14 protein-coding genes and 1 pseudogene are annotated in these 18,002 nt (G+C 62.2%); 9 read left to right on the forward strand and 6 right to left on the reverse strand.

The window, feature by feature from the left end; genetic code table 11:
- Window positions 1-18 precede the first annotated feature (18 nt).
- The gene (gene rlmKL, locus C4J89_RS19205; RefSeq protein WP_124415316.1) at window positions 19-2,283 is read right to left on the reverse strand and encodes a bifunctional 23S rRNA (guanine(2069)-N(7))-methyltransferase RlmK/23S rRNA (guanine(2445)-N(2))-methyltransferase RlmL; all 2,265 of its coding nucleotides are present in this window, start codon (window positions 2,281-2,283) and stop codon (window positions 19-21) included.
- Between the two features lie 532 nt (window positions 2,284-2,815).
- Between rlmKL and rmf the strand changes: the two genes are divergently transcribed.
- Window positions 2,816-3,031, forward strand: a complete 216-nt coding sequence (rmf, locus tag C4J89_RS19210) for a ribosome modulation factor (protein ID WP_002553055.1) — start codon at window positions 2,816-2,818, stop codon at window positions 3,029-3,031.
- Window positions 3,032-3,163: 132 nt separating this feature from the next.
- Here the strand turns inward: rmf and C4J89_RS19215 are convergent, their stop codons facing one another.
- From C4J89_RS19215 to C4J89_RS19235, 5 genes and pseudogenes are all read right to left on the reverse strand, one after another.
- Entirely contained in the window at window positions 3,164-4,183 is a 1,020-nt protein-coding gene (locus tag C4J89_RS19215; protein WP_124363922.1) for a quinone-dependent dihydroorotate dehydrogenase, read from the reverse strand.
- Window positions 4,184-4,268: 85 nt separating this feature from the next.
- The gene (locus tag C4J89_RS19220) at window positions 4,269-4,703 is read right to left on the reverse strand and encodes a transglycosylase SLT domain-containing protein (RefSeq protein ID WP_124415317.1); all 435 of its coding nucleotides are present in this window, start codon (window positions 4,701-4,703) and stop codon (window positions 4,269-4,271) included.
- 19 nt (window positions 4,704-4,722) lie between these two features.
- The gene (locus C4J89_RS19225) at window positions 4,723-5,109 is read right to left on the reverse strand and encodes a winged helix-turn-helix domain-containing protein (protein ID WP_124363924.1); all 387 of its coding nucleotides are present in this window, start codon (window positions 5,107-5,109) and stop codon (window positions 4,723-4,725) included.
- 161 nt (window positions 5,110-5,270) lie between these two features.
- A complete protein-coding gene (locus C4J89_RS19230; protein WP_124363925.1) occupies window positions 5,271-5,492 on the reverse strand; it encodes a FliM/FliN family flagellar motor switch protein in 222 nt (73 codons plus the stop codon).
- Window positions 5,493-5,599: 107 nt separating this feature from the next.
- Window positions 5,600-6,436 (reverse strand): annotated as a pseudogene (locus tag C4J89_RS19235) (secretin N-terminal domain-containing protein); the annotation flags it as partial.
- 237 nt (window positions 6,437-6,673) lie between these two features.
- On the opposite strand from C4J89_RS19235, the gene C4J89_RS19240 reads away from it, so the two are divergent.
- The 8 genes from C4J89_RS19240 to cobA all read left to right on the forward strand — a co-directional run bounded on the left by C4J89_RS19240 (window position 6,674) and on the right by cobA (window position 17,968).
- Window positions 6,674-7,900: a CmpA/NrtA family ABC transporter substrate-binding protein gene (locus C4J89_RS19240; RefSeq protein ID WP_124415318.1), complete on the forward strand. Its 1,227-nt coding sequence runs from the start codon at window positions 6,674-6,676 to the stop codon at window positions 7,898-7,900.
- Window positions 7,901-7,913: 13 nt separating this feature from the next.
- The gene (locus tag C4J89_RS19245) at window positions 7,914-8,489 is read left to right on the forward strand and encodes an ANTAR domain-containing response regulator (RefSeq protein WP_057721200.1); all 576 of its coding nucleotides are present in this window, start codon (window positions 7,914-7,916) and stop codon (window positions 8,487-8,489) included.
- 144 nt (window positions 8,490-8,633) lie between these two features.
- Entirely contained in the window at window positions 8,634-9,845 is a 1,212-nt protein-coding gene (locus C4J89_RS19250) for a NarK/NasA family nitrate transporter (RefSeq protein WP_124415319.1), read from the forward strand.
- The gene (locus C4J89_RS19255) at window positions 9,845-11,515 is read left to right on the forward strand and encodes a bifunctional protein-serine/threonine kinase/phosphatase (RefSeq protein WP_124415320.1); all 1,671 of its coding nucleotides are present in this window, start codon (window positions 9,845-9,847) and stop codon (window positions 11,513-11,515) included. The genes C4J89_RS19250 and C4J89_RS19255 overlap by 1 nt, the downstream gene beginning before the upstream one ends.
- 224 nt (window positions 11,516-11,739) lie before the next feature.
- Window positions 11,740-14,193: a nitrite reductase large subunit NirB gene (gene nirB / locus C4J89_RS19260; protein ID WP_124415321.1), complete on the forward strand. Its 2,454-nt coding sequence runs from the start codon at window positions 11,740-11,742 to the stop codon at window positions 14,191-14,193.
- Window positions 14,190-14,507 carry a nitrite reductase small subunit NirD gene (nirD, locus tag C4J89_RS19265; protein ID WP_057721197.1) on the forward strand — a complete coding sequence of 106 codons (318 nt, stop codon included), beginning with the start codon at window positions 14,190-14,192 and terminating at the stop codon, window positions 14,505-14,507. Before nirB ends, nirD begins: the two co-directional genes overlap by 4 nt.
- On the forward strand, window positions 14,507-17,215 hold the full coding sequence (locus tag C4J89_RS19270) for a nitrate reductase (RefSeq protein WP_124415322.1): 2,709 nt from the start codon (window positions 14,507-14,509) through the stop codon (window positions 17,213-17,215). The genes nirD and C4J89_RS19270 overlap by 1 nt, the downstream gene beginning before the upstream one ends.
- A gap of 9 nt (window positions 17,216-17,224) precedes the next feature.
- Window positions 17,225-17,968, forward strand: a complete 744-nt coding sequence (gene cobA, locus C4J89_RS19275; RefSeq protein ID WP_124415323.1) for a uroporphyrinogen-III C-methyltransferase — start codon at window positions 17,225-17,227, stop codon at window positions 17,966-17,968.
- The last annotated feature ends 34 nt before the right edge of the window (window positions 17,969-18,002 follow it).

Below are 18,002 nucleotides of genomic sequence, written 5' to 3' on the forward strand. Positions count from 1 at the left end.
GCTCCCTCGCCACACGCATCAGCGGGCGGTAATTTTCCAGGCGCGGTGGATCTTGGCGTTACGCGCGAAATCCGGGTCGATGGTCTTGTCGCTGATCTCCTCGACCGCATAGCGTTCGCTGAGGTTGTCTTCCAGCTGGAACTTGCGGAAGTTGTTCGAGAAGTACAGCACGCCGCCCGGCGCCAGGCGCGCCATGGCCAGATCGAGCAATTGCACGTGGTCACGCTGCACGTCGAAAATGCCTTCCATGCGCTTGGAGTTGGAGAAGGTCGGCGGGTCGATGAAAATCATGTCGAACTCATCGCGACTGGCTTCCAGCCACGCCATCACATCACCTTGTTCCAGGCGGTTCTTGTCGGAAAAGCCGTTGAGGGAGAAGTTGCGACGCGCCCAGTCCAGGTAGGTCTTGGACAAATCGACACTGGTGGTGCTGCGCGCGCCACCCTTGGCCGCGTGCACGCTGGCGGTGGCGGTGTAGCAATACAGGTTGAGGAAACGCTTGCCCGCCGCTTCCTTCTGAATGCGCAGGCGCATCGGGCGGTGGTCGAGGAACAGGCCGGTGTCCAGGTAGTCGGTGAGGTTGACCAGCAGCTTCACGCCACCTTCGCTGACCTCGGTGAACTTGCCCTGGGCGCTCTGACGCTCGTATTGCTTGGTGCCGCTCTGACGCTCGCGACGCTTGACCACCACGCGACTTTTGTCGACGTTCAGTGCCTGGGGAATTGCCGCGAGCGCGTCAAACATGCGCGCCGAGGCTTTTTCCGGGTCGATGGACTTCGGCGCGGCGTATTCCTGCACATGCACCCAATCGTGATACAGGTCGATAGCCATGGAGTACTCCGGCATATCGGCGTCGTACACGCGGTAGCAATCCACGCCTTCACGCTTGGCCCACTTGCCCAGCAGCTTGAGGTTCTTCTGCAGGCGGTTGGCGAACATTTGCCCGCCCTCGCTCAAGCGCGCCTGTTCGACCACCGGGGCCGGAGCTGGCTTGATCGGGTTGCCGTTCTTGTTGTACTGACGCTCGACCGGTTCGGTCGGAGCCTGGTCGTAAGCCGCTTGCTCACGTTCAGCCTGGCGCTGCTCCGGGGTACGACGCTCGCCGGTGACGAACTGATCCGGGTTGACCTTGATCAGCAACAATTTGCACGGCAACGCGCCGTTCCAGAACGAATACTGTTTGTGGCTGCGGATGCCCATGCGCTTGCCCAGGTCCGGCGCGCCGGTGAACACTGCGGCTTCCCAGCCCATGCAAGCCTGGCGCAGACGCTCGCCAAGGTTCTGGTAGAGGTACAACAGGCTGGCCTCGTCCCCCAAGCGCTCGCCGTACGGCGGGTTGCAGATCACCAGGCCTTTCTGGTTCTGGTCCGGGCGCGGCTCAAACGTGCCGACTTCGCCCTGGTACACCTTGATCCAGTGGCTCAGGCCGGCGCGCTCGATGTTGTTGCGGGCCGGCTGGATCAGACGCGGATCGGCTTCATAGCCACGCACCCACAGCGGGGTTTTGTTCATGCCGATAGCGGCGCGTTCGGTGGCCTCGGCGTGCAGCTTCTTCCACAACGCAGGGACGTGTCCGAGCCACGTGGTGAAGCCCCACAGTTCGCGATTGAGGTTGGGCGCCATGTCGGCGGCGATCATTGCGCCTTCGACCAGGAAGGTGCCGACGCCGCACATCGGGTCGGTCAATGCGCCGCCTTCGGCAGCGATGCGCGGCCAGCCGGCGCGGATCAGGATCGCGGCCGCCAGGTTTTCCTTCAACGGCGCGGCACCCTGCTGCAGGCGGTAGCCGCGCTGGTGCAGGCTGTGGCCGGACAGGTCCAGGGACAGGATGGCTTCGCCACGGTCCAGGCGCAGGTGGATGCGCAGGTCCGGGTTGATCTTGTCGATGGACGGACGTTCGCCAGCCGGGGTGCGCAGCTTGTCGACGATTGCATCCTTGACCTTCAGCGCGCCGAAGTGGGTGTTGTCGATGCCCGAGCCGTGACCGCTGAACTCCACCGCCAGCGTACCGTCGCTGACCATGTGGTCGGCCCATTCGATATCCAGCACGCCGTGGTAGAGGTCCTCGGCGTCCTTCATCGGGAAGCGCTTGAGCACCAGCAGCACCCGGTTGGCCAGACGCGACCACAGGCACAGGCGGTAGGCGGTTTCCATGTCGGCCATGCCGCGCACGGCCGAGGTGTGCTCGCGGGCGTCCTCAAGGCCAAGCCCGACGGCTTCCTCGATCAGCAGGCCTTCGAGGCCCTTGGGGCAGGTGAGGAAGAGTTCAAAACGGTCCGACATGGGGCATTCCAGGCTTTTCAGCAATCAATGAACGGGCGACGCATCGCCGGTTCGGTTTTCAATCAAGCACTTTTCTTGAAGAGTGCTCGCGTGGCACGAATGTGCCGCTCCACCTCGTCTGACGGGCCTTTGGGCCTTTAGTGACGGGGCAGAAGAAGAATTTGAAGCAACAAAAAGAAATATTCCGACCCTTCGTCGAATAATAACCGACTGCAACAGGTGGGCATTCTCACCAAAGGATTAAACACATTCTCTTCGCAGGGCACATCATAGCTGGCTTTGCCCTGGAAAAGGGGCGAAAAGCCATCCCAGCTTATGGCTATAGCATCGTTATCGTTACGTGCTTATGACAAAACGATCATTGAATCCATGTGGCCTATTGGTTAGAACTCAACACAGGTTGGCGCCGTAACGACGCCGACACATCGGCTCGCCACGCCGGCAGCGAGCCCACCAACGGCAGAAAAACTCTGCCCGGCCTCACACGAGGCCGAAGGATATCTAGACAGTCAACAAGTGAGGGAAACACCCTATGAGAAGACTTAAGCGTGATCCGTTGGAAAGAGCATTTTTACGCGGATATCAATATGGCGTTCATGGAAAATCCCGTGAGCTTTGCCCATTTACTCTACCGTCGGTGCGCCAAGCCTGGATCAATGGCTGGCGAGAAGGACGAGGCGACAACTGGGACGGTATGACTGGCACTGCGGGTATCCACAGACTCAACGAACTTCACGCCGTCGGCTAATCAGGGCACTTAATTCCGACACATCAACTTGAATATGTAGCGACTTAACCACGCACGTCCTATCCGGGCGGCGGGCTTCGGCCCAGGGGCTCCTTTAGGGAGCCCTTTTTATTGCCTGGCGCACAAGCGCCTTCAGCGCAGGGCGGCGATCGCGTCCACCGCTTCGCGAATCAGCGCGGGGCCTTTGTAGATGAAACCGGAGTACAGCTGCACCAGGCTTGCGCCCGCCGCAATCTTTTCAGCCGCGTGTTTGCCTTCGGTGATACCCCCCACGGCGATGATCGGCAAGCGCCCCGCCAGTTCGGCCGCCAGCACCTTGACGATATGGGTGCTTTTGTCCCGCACCGGCGCGCCGGACAGACCGCCCGCCTCGTCACCGTGAGCGAGGCCTTCGACGCCCACACGGCTGAGGGTGGTGTTGGTCGCGATCACCGCATCCATGCCAGCGTTCATCAGGGCCTGGGCCACCAGCACGGTTTCTTCATCGCTCATATCGGGAGCGATCTTGATCGCCAATGGCACCCGCTTGCCGTGGCGCACTGCCAGGTCTTCCTGGCGCTGGCGCAATGCTTCGAGCAATTGCTTGAGGGAGTCGCCGAACTGCAGGCTGCGCAAGCCCGGGGTGTTGGGCGAGCTGACGTTGACGGTGACGTAGCTGGCATGGGCGTAGACCTTGTCCAGGCAGATCAGGTAATCGTCCACCGCGCGCTCTACCGGCGTGTCGAAATTCTTGCCGATGTTGATACCGAGGATGCCCTTGTACTTCGCCGCCTGAACCCGTGACAACAAATGGTCCACACCCAGATTGTTGAAGCCCATGCGGTTGATGATCGCCTCGGCTTCCGGCAGGCGGAAGATCCGGGGCTTGGGGTTACCAGGTTGCGGCCGAGGCGTCACGGTGCCGATTTCGACGAAACCGAAACCCAACTGCGCAAACCCGTCGATTGCCGCACCGTTCTTGTCCAGGCCGGCCGCCAGCCCGACCGGATTGGGAAATTCAAGGCCCATCACCGACACCGGCACCTTCGCCGCAGCCTTGCATACCAGGCCATTGAGCCCCAGGCGGCCACCCGCACCGATCAGGTCCAGGGACAGATCGTGGGAGGTTTCCGGGGAGAGTTTGAACAACAGCTGGCGGGCCAGGGTATACATGGGCGGGCTAGACTCGGATGGCGGCGAAAGGTGGCGCGATTATAGCCGGGGACACACGCTGCATGCGAGGCGTGCCGCCCAATCGTCAATTACGATGGGCCATCAGTGCCGCATAACGCGCCCAGACTTTTTCGGCGTAGCGCATGCGCAACGCGTCACGCTCCGCCCCGGCGCCCGCTCCCACATTGTAGGAACCCACCGCCGTCCAGTTATAGCCAAAACGCCGAACGAACCCCGCAAGAATCGAGGCACCGACCTCCACCGACAAACACGGCTCGCTCAACAGCCGCTCTTCGGTAATGCCCAGCTTGAGCAGGCGAGGCAGGTGACTGCTGTTGATTTGCATCAAGCCGATATCATGCGTGCCATTAGCGTTGGCATAGTTGATCGCTTCTGCGCGGTACCCCGACTCTACCGCTGCGATGGCCTGCAGCAACTCCGGCTCGAAGTCGTAACGACGCGCCACTTCATCCCAGCAGTAGGCCAGGGCCTGGTTGCTGCCCATCAGCACGCCCAGCATCAGGCCTCTGCCCCACACTTTAAACACTGCTGATCTGCCCGCACGCCGAACACACGTGCATGACGTGCTTGGGCTCGGCGTTCCGGACCTGCACAGGGCAGGTAAAACGGTAGCCCTTGCCATACACGGTCTTGATAAACCCTTTGTCGGCCTTCAAGTGTCTACGCAAGGCGTAGATGCAACGTGTCAATGACTCATCAGCCACCTCGCCCCGGGGCCAGGCAAGCGCCAACAAGCGGTCCTTGGTCATCAACGAACCGCCGGAAACCAGCAACAGTCGGAGCACGCTCCCCTCTTTGGGCGGCAGTTGAATATCGGTTTCCCTACCCGTGAGCCGACCATCTTCATGCAAGGTCCAGTGAGCGAAAACCAGGGAATTTGTCGATTCTTCAATTCCGATGTCCATAAGGCGTCCTGCACATTCGACTGCTGACATTCAAATCCTTCTTGCTGTGACGGCGCACTCGCCCGATGCCATGACTATAAAAACCTGTCTCACGTATCACGCTAGGAAAAACCCTATTCAGTCAGTGTTTTTCAGCGTCTCGTTGTAAGACAGTTCACCACTCAACCCGAACGAGGTATCCATTCCTGATACACCTCATGCAATTCAACGCCTAACCGGTCCTCCAGCTGCACCAGCTCACCCACAGCCATCAACTGCCCGTTGACCCGCACCTCCACGCAGTGGATGACCTCAGGCGCCAAAGGCAACACTTTCCCCGGCGCAAACGCAGCCAGACGCTTACGGCTGATCAATTGCTCCTGCAGCAGTATTTCCAGGTACATGGACAAACGCCTTTTATTCAGGGGGAACGCTCGCGGCCCGGCCTTACGAACGCACGTTGCACACGCTCATATTGCGCAGCCGTCAACGGCGGCGGCCCGGCCGGAGGCTTCGATTCTTCACGGCCCACATCCACCCGCCATGACGAGATTTCATTCAGTTGCTTGGGTACATCCAATTCATCTACCAGCTTCTCGATCAGGCTCACCTGTGCCGGTTTGCCTTTGATCAAGAGGCTGTTGGTGTCCGCATAGGCGATCAGCGTCAGGTTCTTGTCCGCCAGCGGGCCCTTCTGCTCACTGGCCAGCAGGCCTTGAATGATGGAGGCCATCCCCGGCACGCTGACTTTGCTCGCGCCGCTGCCATACTGCCTGTCCTCGACGTGGGTATTGAACACCTGCACCACACCGAAGGCGTGCGTGCCCACGCGCAGTTCACTGCGTTGGCGGTCCATCAATTGCGCCAGCCGCAGCACCTGGTTGACATAGCTGGGTGGCCCGGACACGTAGAAGGTACGCACCCCGCTGTCGCGCAAGGGATAGCGCGATTCATCCAGCCCCGTTCGGCGCAGGATGCCGCGCAGTCGGTTGACCGAGATGTACCGCAACGCCACCGCAGAGGTTCTCGCTTCAGTCGCGTTGTAGACGTGCACCGATTGCCCGTCGCTGTGCCAGATCAGGCCTTCACGCCGGGCCAGCGCTTCGAGGACCTGTTGGGGCGCCTCGAAATCGAACGTCCCGCTGACACGCCTGGGCGCCGCCTCCCGACTGACCACCACAGGCAGACCCAGGGGCACCGACAATGCAGTGAAAAAACTCGCCAGGCTTTCATCGCTGGCCTGATACGGCTCGCCCCAGGCAACCCGGCTGAGCAGCAATAGCACCACCCACAGCAGCGTGCTACCGAGGCAGTGGCGGTTCGTCGGAATGGGAGATTCAGCATGCACCTTGGTTTTCCTGGGGCGGTAGAACGCGAAAGAGCGGCCATACTGAGAGGCAGGCAAGGTTCAATCATGATGGAAAGCTGATGGCAGCCCCGTGGCATGTGCCTTGCTATGCACTCTCTATCAGAGCGCGCGCCAACGACGGAGCGGGCCTACGGACAAAGGCGTCGTTTCCCTGTAATGGCTGGTATCGCCATCCGAGGAAGCGACGCTTTTTTTTGAGAGAAAAGGTAGGTGTGGATGAACGATTCGGTCGGCAACAGCCCGGTGACCCCGGCGCTGGCCTGGGTAAACGGCAGTGACGCCCCGGAAAAGAGCAGTCTCGACCTGGGGTTCATGGCCTTGACTGATTGCGCCTCGGTGGTGGTCGCCGCCACCCAGGGGTTTGCGCAGCCCTACGGCCTCACGCTGAACCTCAAGCGTCAAACGTCCTGGGCCAACTTGCGCGACAAACTGGTCAGCGGCGAGCTGGACGCCGCCCATAGCCTGTACGGGCTGATCTATGCCGTGCATCTGGGCATCGGCGGCGTTGCTCCGAGCCCGATGGCGGTGCTGATGGGGCTGAACCAGAACGGGCAGAGCATCAACCTGTCCCGTGGGCTGCAACAGCAAGGCGTGGTCACTCCTGAGGCATTGGAGCGTCACGTGCACCAAAGCCGCACAAAACTCACCTTCGCCCAGACTTTTCCCACCGGCACCCACGCCATGTGGCTGTATTACTGGCTGGCGAGCCAGGGCATCCACCCGCTGCGGGACGTGGACAGCGTGGTGGTCCCCCCGCCGCAAATGGTTGCGCACCTGCAAGCCGGTCGTATCGACGGCCTGTGCGTCGGTGAACCCTGGTGCGCCAGCGCCGTCAAGCAGAACCAGGGCTTCACCCTGGCGACCAGCCAGTCGATCTGGCCGAATCATCCGGAAAAGGTCTTGGGCTGTACCCAAGCCTTCGTCGACCAATACCCCAATACCGCCCGGGTGCTGGTGATGGCGATTCTCGAAGCCAGCCGTTTTATCGAAGCGAGCACGCAAAACCGCCGCTCCACCGCCCAACTGCTCAGCGCCCGCGAGTACCTCGACGCACCGCTGGACTGTATCGAACCGCGCCTGCTGGGCAGTTACGAAGATGGCCTGGGCAACCAGTGGCAGGACCCGTATGCGCTGCGTTTTTTCGCCGATGGCGCGGTCAACCTGCCCTACCTTTGCGACGGCATGTGGTTCATGACCCAGTTCCGCCGCTGGGGCCTGTTGCGCGAAGACCCGGATTACCTTGACGTTGCCCGCCAAGTGCAACAACTGGATGTGTACCGTCAAGCCGCCGCCGCCCTCGGCGTTCCGACAAGCACCCGGAACATGCGCAGCAGCCAGTTGATCGACGGCAAGGTCTGGGACGGCTCCGACCCCGCCGGCTATGTCCGCAGCTTCCGTCTGCACGCCATGGCGGACGACACCAGCCGCCAAGCGCTGCGCTGACAGGAGCACGACCATGCTGCGAATCCTGTTGATCAACGACACCCCGCGCAAAGTCGGTCGGCTCAAGGCCGCGTTGACCGAGGCCGGTTTTGAGGTGATCGATGAATCCGGCCTGACCATCGACTTGCCCGCGCGCGTCGAAACGGTGCGCCCCGACGTGATCCTGATCGATACCGAGTCACCCGGCCGCGATGTGATGGAGCAGGTGGTGCTGGTCAGCCGCGATCAACCCCGCCCTATCGTGATGTTTACCGACGAGCACGACCCGAATGTCATGCGCCAGGCGATCAAGTCCGGGGTCAGTGCCTACATCGTCGAAGGCATCCAGGCCCAGCGCCTGCAACCGATCCTCGATGTGGCCATGGCACGCTTCGAAAGCGACCAGGCCCTGCGCGCCCAGCTTCACGCCCGCGATCAACAGTTGGCGGAGCGCAAGCGCATCGAGCTGGCCAAAGGTCTGCTGATGAAAATGAAGGACTGCAATGAGGAAGAGGCCTACACCCTCATGCGCCGCCAGGCCATGAGCCGCCAGCAGAAACTGATCCAGGTCGCCGAACAGATTATTGCCATGAGCGAATTGCTCGGGTGATCTGGCGCGGCTCTTGCTAAAGAACCTCTACAGGTAGCCAACGGCGGTTGCCCAATCCACGACAAAGACGTCGCACACCCGGTTTGCCCTCGCGAACCCGGTGGCGGCGTTTTTTCGTTTTAGACCCAACCGTTGAGGTGCGTGATGAAATCAAGCTTCTGGAAATCCGGGCACACCCCGACCCTGTTTGCCGCGTTCCTGTATTTCGACCTGAGCTTCATGGTCTGGTACCTGCTGGGCCCGCTGGCGGTACAGATAGCCGCCGACCTGCATCTGACCACTCAACAGCGCGGCCTGGTGGTCGCCACGCCGATTCTGGCGGGCGCGGTGTTGCGCTTTCTCATGGGCATGCTGGCCGACAAGCTGTCGCCCAAAACCGCCGGGCTGATCGGCCAGGTGATTGTCATTGTCGCGTTGTTCTGCGCCTGGAAACTGGGCATTCACAGCTACGAGCAAGCCCTGCTGCTGGGCCTGTTCCTCGGCATGGCCGGAGCCTCGTTTGCCGTCGCCCTGCCGTTGGCCTCGCAGTGGTACCCGGCCGAGCACCAAGGCAAAGCCATGGGCATCGCCGGCGCCGGCAACTCCGGCACCGTGTTTGCCGCCTTGCTGGCCCCGGTACTGGCGGCGGTCTTTGGCTGGAGCAATGTGTTCGGCTTCGCGTTGATTCCGCTGATCCTGACCCTGATGGTGTTCGCCTGGCTCGCCCGCAATGCCCCGCAACGCCCGAAAGCCAAGTCGATGGCCGACTACTTCAAAGCCCTGGGTGATCGCGACAGTTGGTGGTTCATGTTTTTCTACAGCGTGACCTTTGGCGGCTTCATCGGCCTGGCCAGCGCCCTGCCCGGCTACTTCAACGACCAGTACGGCCTGAGCCCGGTGACCGCTGGCTACTACACCGCCGCCTGTGTCTTCGGTGGCAGCCTGATGCGCCCCTTGGGCGGTGCCCTGGCGGACCGTTTCGGCGGGATCAAGACCCTGCTCGGCATGTACAGCGTGGCGGTGATCTGCATCGCGGCGGTGGGTTTCAACCTGCCCAGTTCCTACGCCGCGCTGGCGCTTTTCGTCTGCACCATGCTCGGCCTTGGCGCCGGTAATGGCGCAGTGTTCCAACTGGTGCCACAGCGTTTTCGCAGTGAGATCGGCGTGATGACCGGTTTAATCGGCATGGCTGGCGGCATTGGCGGCTTTGTGCTGGCGGCCGGCATGGGTGCGATCAAGCAGAGTACCGGCAGTTACCAAGTGGCCCTTTGGCTGTTCGCCAGCCTCGGCGTGCTGGCCTGGTTTGGCCTGCACGGGGTCAAGCGTCGCTGGAGAACCACCTGGGGCTCGGCTGCCGTGACCGCCGCGCGCGTCTGATGAGCCTGCAACTGAGCGTCGCCCAGGCCAGTGCGATCGGCCCACGGGCGGAAAACCAGGACGCGCTGCGGGTGGTCACGCCCATGGCGGAACTGGCCGCGAGCAAAGGCTACCTGTGCGCGTTGGCCGACGGTGTCAGCCAATGCGCCGATGGCGGCCTGGCCGCACGCTCGACCTTGCAGGCGCTGGCCCTGGACTACTACGCCACGCCGCAGACCTGGGGCGTGGCCCAGGCGCTGGAACGTTTATTGGTCGCGCAGAATCGCTGGCTGCAAGCCAATGGCGGCGGCCAGCCGCTGCTGACCACCCTCAGCGCCCTGGTGTTTCGCGGCCAGCGTTTCACCCTGGCCCACGTCGGCGATTGCCGCGCCTATCGCTGGCTGGACGGCGAGCTGCAGCGCATCAGCGAAGACCATGTGTGGGAGCAACCGGGCATGCAGCACGTGCTCAAGCGTGCCCTCGGCCTGGACCAACATTTGGTGCTGGATTTTCTCGACGGAGAACTGCGCGCCGGCGAGTGCTTCCTGCTGCTCAGTGACGGGGTCTGGGCCACGTTGGGCGACCACAGCATCCGCGCGATTCTGCGCGAACAAAGCGACTTGGACCTGGCGGTCAACACCCTGGTGAATGCCGCGCACTTGGCGGGAAGCCAGGACAATGCCAGCGCCTTGCTGGTGCGCGTCGATGCACTCGGCGCCGCCACGCTGGGCGACGCACTGGTGCAGTTGCAGCAGTGGCCGCTGCCGCCGCTGCTCAAGGCCGGGCAACGTTTCGAAGGTTGGCAGGTGCACAGCCTGTTGGCGCAGAGCCGACAGTCATTGCTGTATCGGGTAGAGGATGATCAGCAGCGGCCCTGGTTGCTGAAAACTTTGCCGCTCAATCGCGAAGCAGACACTGACGCCGCCCAGGCCCTGCTCTCGGAAGAATGGTTTCTGCGCCGGGTCGCCGGCCGCGCGTTCCCTGAAGTGCATGCCGCCAGCGGGCGTCAGCATTTGTACTACGTGATGCGTGAATATCCGGGGCAAACCCTGGCGGAACTGTTCAAGCGCCAGGGCCCATTGCCCCTGGCTCAATGGCAGTCCATCGCCGAGCGTTTGCTGCGCGCGGTGGGCCTGCTGCATCGGCGGCAGATTTTGCACCGCGATATCAAGCCGGAAAACCTGTTGCTGGGGGATGACGGTGAACTGCGCGTGCTGGATTTCGGTCTTGCCTACTGCCCAGGGCTGTCTGAAGACCGCGCGCATGTGCTGCCCGGCACCCCGAGCTTTATCGCGCCGGAGTCGTTCAACGGCGAGCGGCCTACGGCGCAACAGGATTTGTACAGTGTTGGCGTCACGCTCTATTACCTGCTGACCGGCCACTATCCCTACGGCGAAATCGAAGCCTTCCAACGCCCGCGCTTCACTCAAACAGTCAGCGCCAGCCGCTACCGTCCCGATTTGCCCGACTGGTTGCCCGCGAGCCTCGAACGGGCCGTGGCCGCGCAACCGCAGCAACGTTATGAAACCGCCGAAGAATGGCTGCTGGTGCTGGAACAGGCCGACCGCCGTGAGCTGAGCGTGCGCGCCCGCCCCTTGCTGGAGCGTGAACCGCTCAAGGTCTGGCAAACCCTGGCGATGGCTTCGCTGCTGATCAATCTGGTGCTGCTCTACTGGCTATTGCACCACTAACGGGCAAAACCCTGCGGCATTCGCGCTAAATGCCCAATAAAACTGGGGGCATCGGCACTTGGCACAGCTGCTGCATTACCTATCCCAACAACCCACATATAGCCGCTCCTTCAACGTCGAAGGGCCGAGCTTCCCGAGAGAACGGGACCAGGACAAAGGCGTCCTCGCTAGGTAACTAGCGGGGACGCCTTTTTTTGTTTGCGCGTGATTGGTCGGAGAGCGACATGAAAAAACTCAAACTGGTGATGATCGGCAACGGCATGGCCGGGGTTCGCACCCTGGAAGAACTGCTCAAGCTCAGCAGCGACCTCTATGACATCACCGTGTTCGGCGCCGAGCCCCACACCAACTACAACCGCATCCTGCTGTCGCCGGTATTGGCCGGCGAGCAGACCTTCGAAGAGATCGTGCTCAACGACCTGGACTGGTACCTCGATAACAACGTCAAGCTGCTGCTCAACCGCAAGGTGGTGCAGATCGATCGAGTGAAGCGCCGGGTCATCGCCGAAGACGGTACCGAAGCCGAATACGATCGCCTGCTGATCGCCACCGGTTCCACCCCGTTTATCCTGCCCATTCCCGGTAACACCTTGCAGGGCGTGATCGGCTACCGCGATATTGCCGACACCCAGGCCATGATCGACACCGCCAAGACCCACAAGCACGCCGTGGTCATTGGTGGTGGGCTGCTGGGCCTTGAGGCCGCCAACGGCTTGATGCTGCGCGGCATGCAGGTGACCGTGGTGCATATCGGTGAATGGCTGCTGGAACGGCAACTGGACAAAACCAGCGGCCAACTGCTGCAAACCGAACTGGAAAGCCGTGGCCTGGTATTCCGCCTGTGCGAACAGACCCAGGCCTTGTACGATGCCGGCAACGGCCGGGTCGGCTCGGTGCAGTTCAAAAATGGCGACATCATTCCCGCCGACCTGGTGGTGATGGCCGCCGGTATCCGCCCCAACACCGAACTTGCAGAAAAGTCCGGCATCCCCTGCAACCGCGGGATTCTGGTCAACGACACGATGCAAACCTACGACCCGCGCATCTACGCCATCGGCGAATGCGCCAGCCACCGTGGGATTGCCTACGGCCTGGTGGCGCCGCTGTTCGAACAGGCCAAGGTCTGCGCCAACCATCTCGCCCAGCTGGGTTTTGCCACCTATAAAGGTTCGGTCACCTCCACCAAGCTGAAAGTCACCGGCATCGACCTGTTCTCTGCCGGAGACTTCATGGGCGGCGAAGGCACTGAAACCATCACCCTCTCCGACCCCATCGGCGGCGTGTACAAAAAACTGGTGATCAAGGACGACATCCTGGTCGGCGCCTGCCTGTACGGCGATACCGCCGACGGCGGTTGGTATTTCCGCCAGATCCGTGAGAACCACGCGATTGGCGAGATCCGCGACCATCTGATGTTTGGCGAAAATGCACTGGGCGACGTAGGCCATCAGGGCCAGGACAAAGCCATGAGCATGGCCGACAACGCCGAGGTCTGCGGCTGCAATGGCGTGTGCAAGGGCACCATCGTCAAGGCGATCCAGGAACAAGGGCTGTTCAGCGTCGATGAGGTGAAAAAGCACACCAAGGCCGCCAGCTCGTGCGGGTCTTGCGCGGGGCTGGTGGAGCAGATCCTGATCAACACCGTGGGCGGTGCCGCCGACGTCAAACCCAAGAGCGAAAAAGCCATCTGCGGTTGCAGCGACCTCAACCACGGGCAAATCCGCCAGGCCATTCGCGACCAGCACCTGCTGACCATCGCCGGCACCATGAGCTACCTGAACTGGCGCACGCCCAACGGTTGCGCCACCTGCCGCCCGGCGCTGAACTATTACCTGATCTCCACCTGGCCGGGCGAGGCCAAGGATGACCCGCAATCGCGCCTGATCAACGAACGCGCCCACGCGAATATCCAGAAAGACGGCACCTATTCCGTCGTCCCACGCATGTGGGGCGGCGTGACCAATCCGTCGGAGCTGCGCCGTATCGCCGACGTGGCCGACAAGTACAACGTGCCCATGGTCAAGGTGACCGGCGGCCAGCGCATCGACTTGCTCGGCATCAAGAAGCAGGACTTGCCCGGCGTCTGGAAAGACCTCGACATGCCGTCCGGGCATGCCTACGGCAAATCCATCCGTACCGTGAAGACCTGCGTGGGCAGCGAGTTCTGCCGCTTCGGTACGCAAAACTCCACGCAACTGGGCATCGAGCTGGAGCACGACCTGTTCAATATGTGGTCGCCGCACAAGGTAAAGCTGGCGGTGTCCGGCTGCCCTCGCAATTGCTCGGAAGCAGGCATCAAGGACGTGGGAATCATCGGCGTGGACTCAGGCTGGGAGATGTACATCGGCGGCAACGGCGGGATCAAAACCGAAGTCGCGGAGTTCTTCGTCAAGCTCAAGACCGCCGAGCAAGTGCGCGAATACAACGGCGCATTCCTGCAGTTGTACCGCGAAGAAGCCTTCTACCTGGAGCGCACCGTGCATTACCTGCAGCGGGTGGGCATGGACCATATCAAGAAAGCCGTGCTCGAAGACCCGGCCCGGCGCCAGGCCCTCAACGAGCGCCTGCAGTTTTCGCTGTCGTTCGAGCAAGACCCCTGGAAAGAACGCCTGGAACAGCCGCTGCTGAAAAAGGAATTCGACGTCATCCCGGTCAAGCAATTGGAGGTGCCAGCATGAACTGGCTGGATATCTGCGCCCTGGAAGAAATCAACGCATTGGGCTCGCGCATCATCAACGGGCCCAAGGGCGACATTGCGATTTTTCGCACTAGCGACGATGAGGTCTTCGCCCTCGATGACCGTTGTCCGCACAAAGGCGGGCCACTGTCCCAAGGTTTGATCTATGGCAAGCGCGTGGCCTGCCCGCTGCACAATTGGCAGATCGATTTGGCGTCCGGCGAAGCCCAGGCGCCGGATATCGGCTGCGCCCATCATCACCTCGCCCGCGTGGAAAACGGCCGAGTGATGCTGGCCCTGCGGGACGCAGGGTGATGGACCGCCAGGTCACCGCGTCCACCTGCTGTTATTGCGGGGTGGGCTGCGGCGTGCTGATTGAGCATGACGGCACCCGGATCCTCGGCGTGCAAGGCGATCCGGACCACCCGGCCAACTTCGGCAAGCTGTGCAGCAAGGGCGCCAGCCTGCATCTGACCGGTGACCTCGACGCCCGCGCCTTGTACCCGGAATTGCGCTTGGGCAAAGACCTGGCCCGCGCCCGTACCGACTGGGATACCGCCCTGGAACATGCGGCCACGGTATTTGCCGAGACCATCGCCGCGCACGGGCCGGACAGCGTGGCCTTCTACATCTCCGGGCAATTGCTGACCGAGGACTACTACAGCTTCAACAAACTGGCGCGTGCCCTGGTCGGCACCAACAATATCGATAGCAACTCGCGGCTGTGCATGTCCTCGGCCGTCGTTGGATACAAGCGCAGCCTGGGCGCCGATGCCCCGCCCTGCAGCTATGAAGACCTGGACACCAGCGACTGCGTGATGATCGTCGGCAGTAACATGGCCTACGCTCATCCAGTGTTGTTCCGACGTCTGGAAGAAGCCAAGGCGCGCCGCCCACAGATGAAAGTGGTGGTGATCGACCCACGGCGTACCGACACCTGCGACCTGGCTGACCTGCACCTGGCGATCCTGCCGGGGACCGACGTCGCGTTGTTCCATGGGATTTTGCATCTGCTGCTGTGGGAAGACTGGATCGACCGCGAGTTTATCCAGGCACATACCGACGGCCTGGTCGAGCTGAAACGCCTGGTGCATGACTACACGCCGCAGATGGTCACGCAATTGTGCGGGATCAGTGTCGAGCAGTTACGCCTGTGCGCGCAGTGGGTGGGCACCTCCAGTAGCTTCTTGTCGTTGTGGTGCATGGGGCTGAACCAATCTACTGCGGGCAGCGCGAAAAACAGCGCGCTGATCAACCTGCACCTGGCCACCGGTACGATTGGCCGGCCAGGCTGCGGGCCGTTTTCCCTGACCGGCCAACCCAATGCCATGGGCGGGCGCGAAACCGGCAGCTTGTCGAATTTGCTGCCTGGGCATCGCGACGCCGCCAACCCCGAACACCGCGCGGAAGTCGCCGCTTATTGGGGCGTCGATCAACTGCCCGCTAGCACCGGCCTCACGGCCATCGAACTGTTCGAGCAGGTCCACGCGGGCAAGATCAAAGCGTTGTGGATCGCCTGCACCAACCCCGCCCAATCATTGCCGGACCAGAATGCCGTGCGTGCAGCCTTGGCGACCTGTCCGTTTGTGGTGTTGCAGGAGGCGTTTCGAACCACCGAGACCGCCGCCTACGCCGACCTGCTGTTGCCCGCCGCCAGCTGGGGTGAAAAAGAAGGCACGGTGACCAACTCCGAACGGCGTATTTCCCACGTGCGACGCGCCGTCGCAGCACCGGGAGAAGCGCGGCCGGATTGGGCGATTACGGTGGATTTCGCCCGACGCCTGGAGCGTCGTCTGCGGCCAGGCCTGAGCAGCCTGTTTGCCTTCGAGCAACCTGCGCAGATTTTTGACGAGTTCAAGCTGTTGACCCGGGACCGCGATCTGGATTTGTCGGGCATCAGCCATGCCCTGCTTGACCGGCTCGGCCCGCAACAGTGGCCGTTTCCCAGGGGGGCACAGGCCGGAACGCCGCGCCTCTACGTGGATGGCATTTTCCCCACCGCTAATGGTCGTGCGCAGTTTGTCGCCGACCCTTACCGCGCCGCCAAAGAGCAGCGTGACGCACGCTTCCCCCTGACCCTGATCACCGGCCGCCTGCGCGACCAATGGCACGGCATGAGCCGTACCGGCACGGCGGCGCAGCTGTTCGGGCATGTCAGCGAAGCGCTGTCGAGCCTGCACCCGGACGAGTTGCGCCGTCACCGCTTCAAAGAAGGCGACCTGGTCAGCCTGAAAAGCCGTCGAGGCAATGTCATCGTCGCGGTCACCAGCGATGACAGCGTGCGCCCCGGCCAGGCGTTCCTGCCCATGCATTGGGGCGACCGTTTTCTCAAAGGCGGCGTCAACGTGCTGACCCAGCCGGCGTTCGACCCGTTATCGAAACAGCCGGAGCTCAAACACAGCGGTGTGCGCCTGGAAGCCGTGCAACTGCCGTGGCAGCTGTTTGCGCTGATCGAGGGCGACGTGCAGCGACATTTCGAAGCCCTGCGCCCGCTCTGTGAGGGTTTTGCCTACGTCAGCCTAAGCCTGTCCGGACGTGAGCGTCCCGCGTTGCTGGTACGTGCAGCCCATACCGAGGCGCCAGACCTGCAGTTGCTGAACCGCATCGACCAGTTGCTGGGGCTCAATGATGGCCCGGTGATGGCGTATGACGACCCGCGCCGTTCCATCGGTAAACGGGTGAAAATCGAAAAAGGCCGCATTACCGCGTTGCGCCTGGCCGGCGAAACCCTCGCCCGCCATTGGCTGCAGAGCCTCTGGCTGGAAGGCCGCGCCGACGATCAATTACGCCGCTGGCTATTGGCGCCGTTAAGCGCGCCACCGGGGGGTGCCGCAGCCAGCAGCAAGGTCCTGTGCAACTGCAGAAATGTCAGCGAAAACGCGGTGTGCGCCGGGATCGCCCGTGGCCTGGACCTGAATGGGCTCAAACAAGCACTGGGATGCGGCACGCAATGCGGCTCCTGCGTGCCGGAAATCAAACGTCTGTTGGCCGCCAGCCCGCAGCCAATCGCAATCAGTCTGTGAGGTAACACCATGAGCGCAAAAGTTTGGCTGGTAGGCGCCGGGCCCGGTGATCCGGAATTGCTCACCCTCAAAGCGGTAAGGGCCCTGCATGAAGCCGACGTGGTGTTGATCGACGATCTGGTCAACGCGGCCGTGCTGGAGCACTGCGCCGATGCGCGCGTGATCACCGTCGGCAAGCGTGGCGGCTGTCGTTCCACACCGCAGGATTTTATTCACCGCCTGATGCTGCGCTATGCGCGCCAGGGCAAATGCGTGGTGCGGCTTAAAGGCGGCGACCCGTGCATTTTCGGCCGGGGTGGCGAAGAGGCAACCTGGCTGCGCGAGCGTGGCATCGAGGTGGAGCTGGTCAATGGCATTACCTCCGGGCTGGCCGGAGCGACCAATTGCGATATCCCGTTGACGTTGCGCGGCGTAAGCCGTGGCGTGACGTTGGTCACGGCGCATACCCAGGACGACAGCAGCCTGAATTGGCGCGCACTGGCCGAGGGAGGCACGACGCTGGTGGTGTATATGGGCGTCGCCAAGCTGGAAGAGATTCGGCAACAGTTGCTGGAAGGTGGCATGGCTGCGGATATGCCAGTGGCGATGATCGAAAATGCGTCGTTGCCCGAGCAGCGCGAATGCCGTAGCGACCTCGCCGCCATGCATGAAGACGCGCAGGCGTTTGCGCTGAAGAGCCCGGCGATTCTGGTGATTGGCCGTGTTGCCAGCGCAGCCCAGATGGCTTGCGTCGCGGCAGCCGCCAGCGCCTGAGGCAAATCACAGGCGAAAAAAAGCCCGGCCTAAG

The sequence above is a fragment of the Pseudomonas sp. R4-35-07 genome (assembly GCF_003852235.1).
In the GTDB taxonomy this organism is placed as follows: domain Bacteria; phylum Pseudomonadota; class Gammaproteobacteria; order Pseudomonadales; family Pseudomonadaceae; genus Aquipseudomonas.

What these genes read in the sequence shown, in the direction of transcription:
- C4J89_RS19245 (WP_057721200.1), top strand. Translation starts at nt 7,914, where the DNA reads ATGCTGCGAATCCTGTTGATCAACGACACCCCGCGCAAAGTCGGTCGG.
- C4J89_RS19270 (WP_124415322.1), top strand. Translation starts at nt 14,507, where the DNA reads ATGGACCGCCAGGTCACCGCGTCCACCTGCTGTTATTGCGGGGTGGGC.
- C4J89_RS19225 (WP_124363924.1), bottom strand. Translation starts at nt 5,109, where the DNA reads ATGGACATCGGAATTGAAGAATCGACAAATTCCCTGGTTTTCGCTCAC.
- C4J89_RS19250 (WP_124415319.1), top strand. Translation starts at nt 8,634, where the DNA reads ATGAAATCAAGCTTCTGGAAATCCGGGCACACCCCGACCCTGTTTGCC.
- C4J89_RS19220 (WP_124415317.1), bottom strand. Translation starts at nt 4,703, where the DNA reads ATGCTGGGCGTGCTGATGGGCAGCAACCAGGCCCTGGCCTACTGCTGG.
- C4J89_RS19230 (WP_124363925.1), bottom strand. Translation starts at nt 5,492, where the DNA reads ATGTACCTGGAAATACTGCTGCAGGAGCAATTGATCAGCCGTAAGCGT.
- rmf (WP_002553055.1), top strand. Translation starts at nt 2,816, where the DNA reads ATGAGAAGACTTAAGCGTGATCCGTTGGAAAGAGCATTTTTACGCGGA.
- nirD (WP_057721197.1), top strand. Translation starts at nt 14,190, where the DNA reads ATGAACTGGCTGGATATCTGCGCCCTGGAAGAAATCAACGCATTGGGC.
- C4J89_RS19240 (WP_124415318.1), top strand. Translation starts at nt 6,674, where the DNA reads ATGAACGATTCGGTCGGCAACAGCCCGGTGACCCCGGCGCTGGCCTGG.
- C4J89_RS19255 (WP_124415320.1), top strand. Translation starts at nt 9,845, where the DNA reads ATGAGCCTGCAACTGAGCGTCGCCCAGGCCAGTGCGATCGGCCCACGG.
- C4J89_RS19215 (WP_124363922.1), bottom strand. Translation starts at nt 4,183, where the DNA reads ATGTATACCCTGGCCCGCCAGCTGTTGTTCAAACTCTCCCCGGAAACC.
- nirB (WP_124415321.1), top strand. Translation starts at nt 11,740, where the DNA reads ATGAAAAAACTCAAACTGGTGATGATCGGCAACGGCATGGCCGGGGTT.
- cobA (WP_124415323.1), top strand. Translation starts at nt 17,225, where the DNA reads ATGAGCGCAAAAGTTTGGCTGGTAGGCGCCGGGCCCGGTGATCCGGAA.
- rlmKL (WP_124415316.1), bottom strand. Translation starts at nt 2,283, where the DNA reads ATGTCGGACCGTTTTGAACTCTTCCTCACCTGCCCCAAGGGCCTCGAA.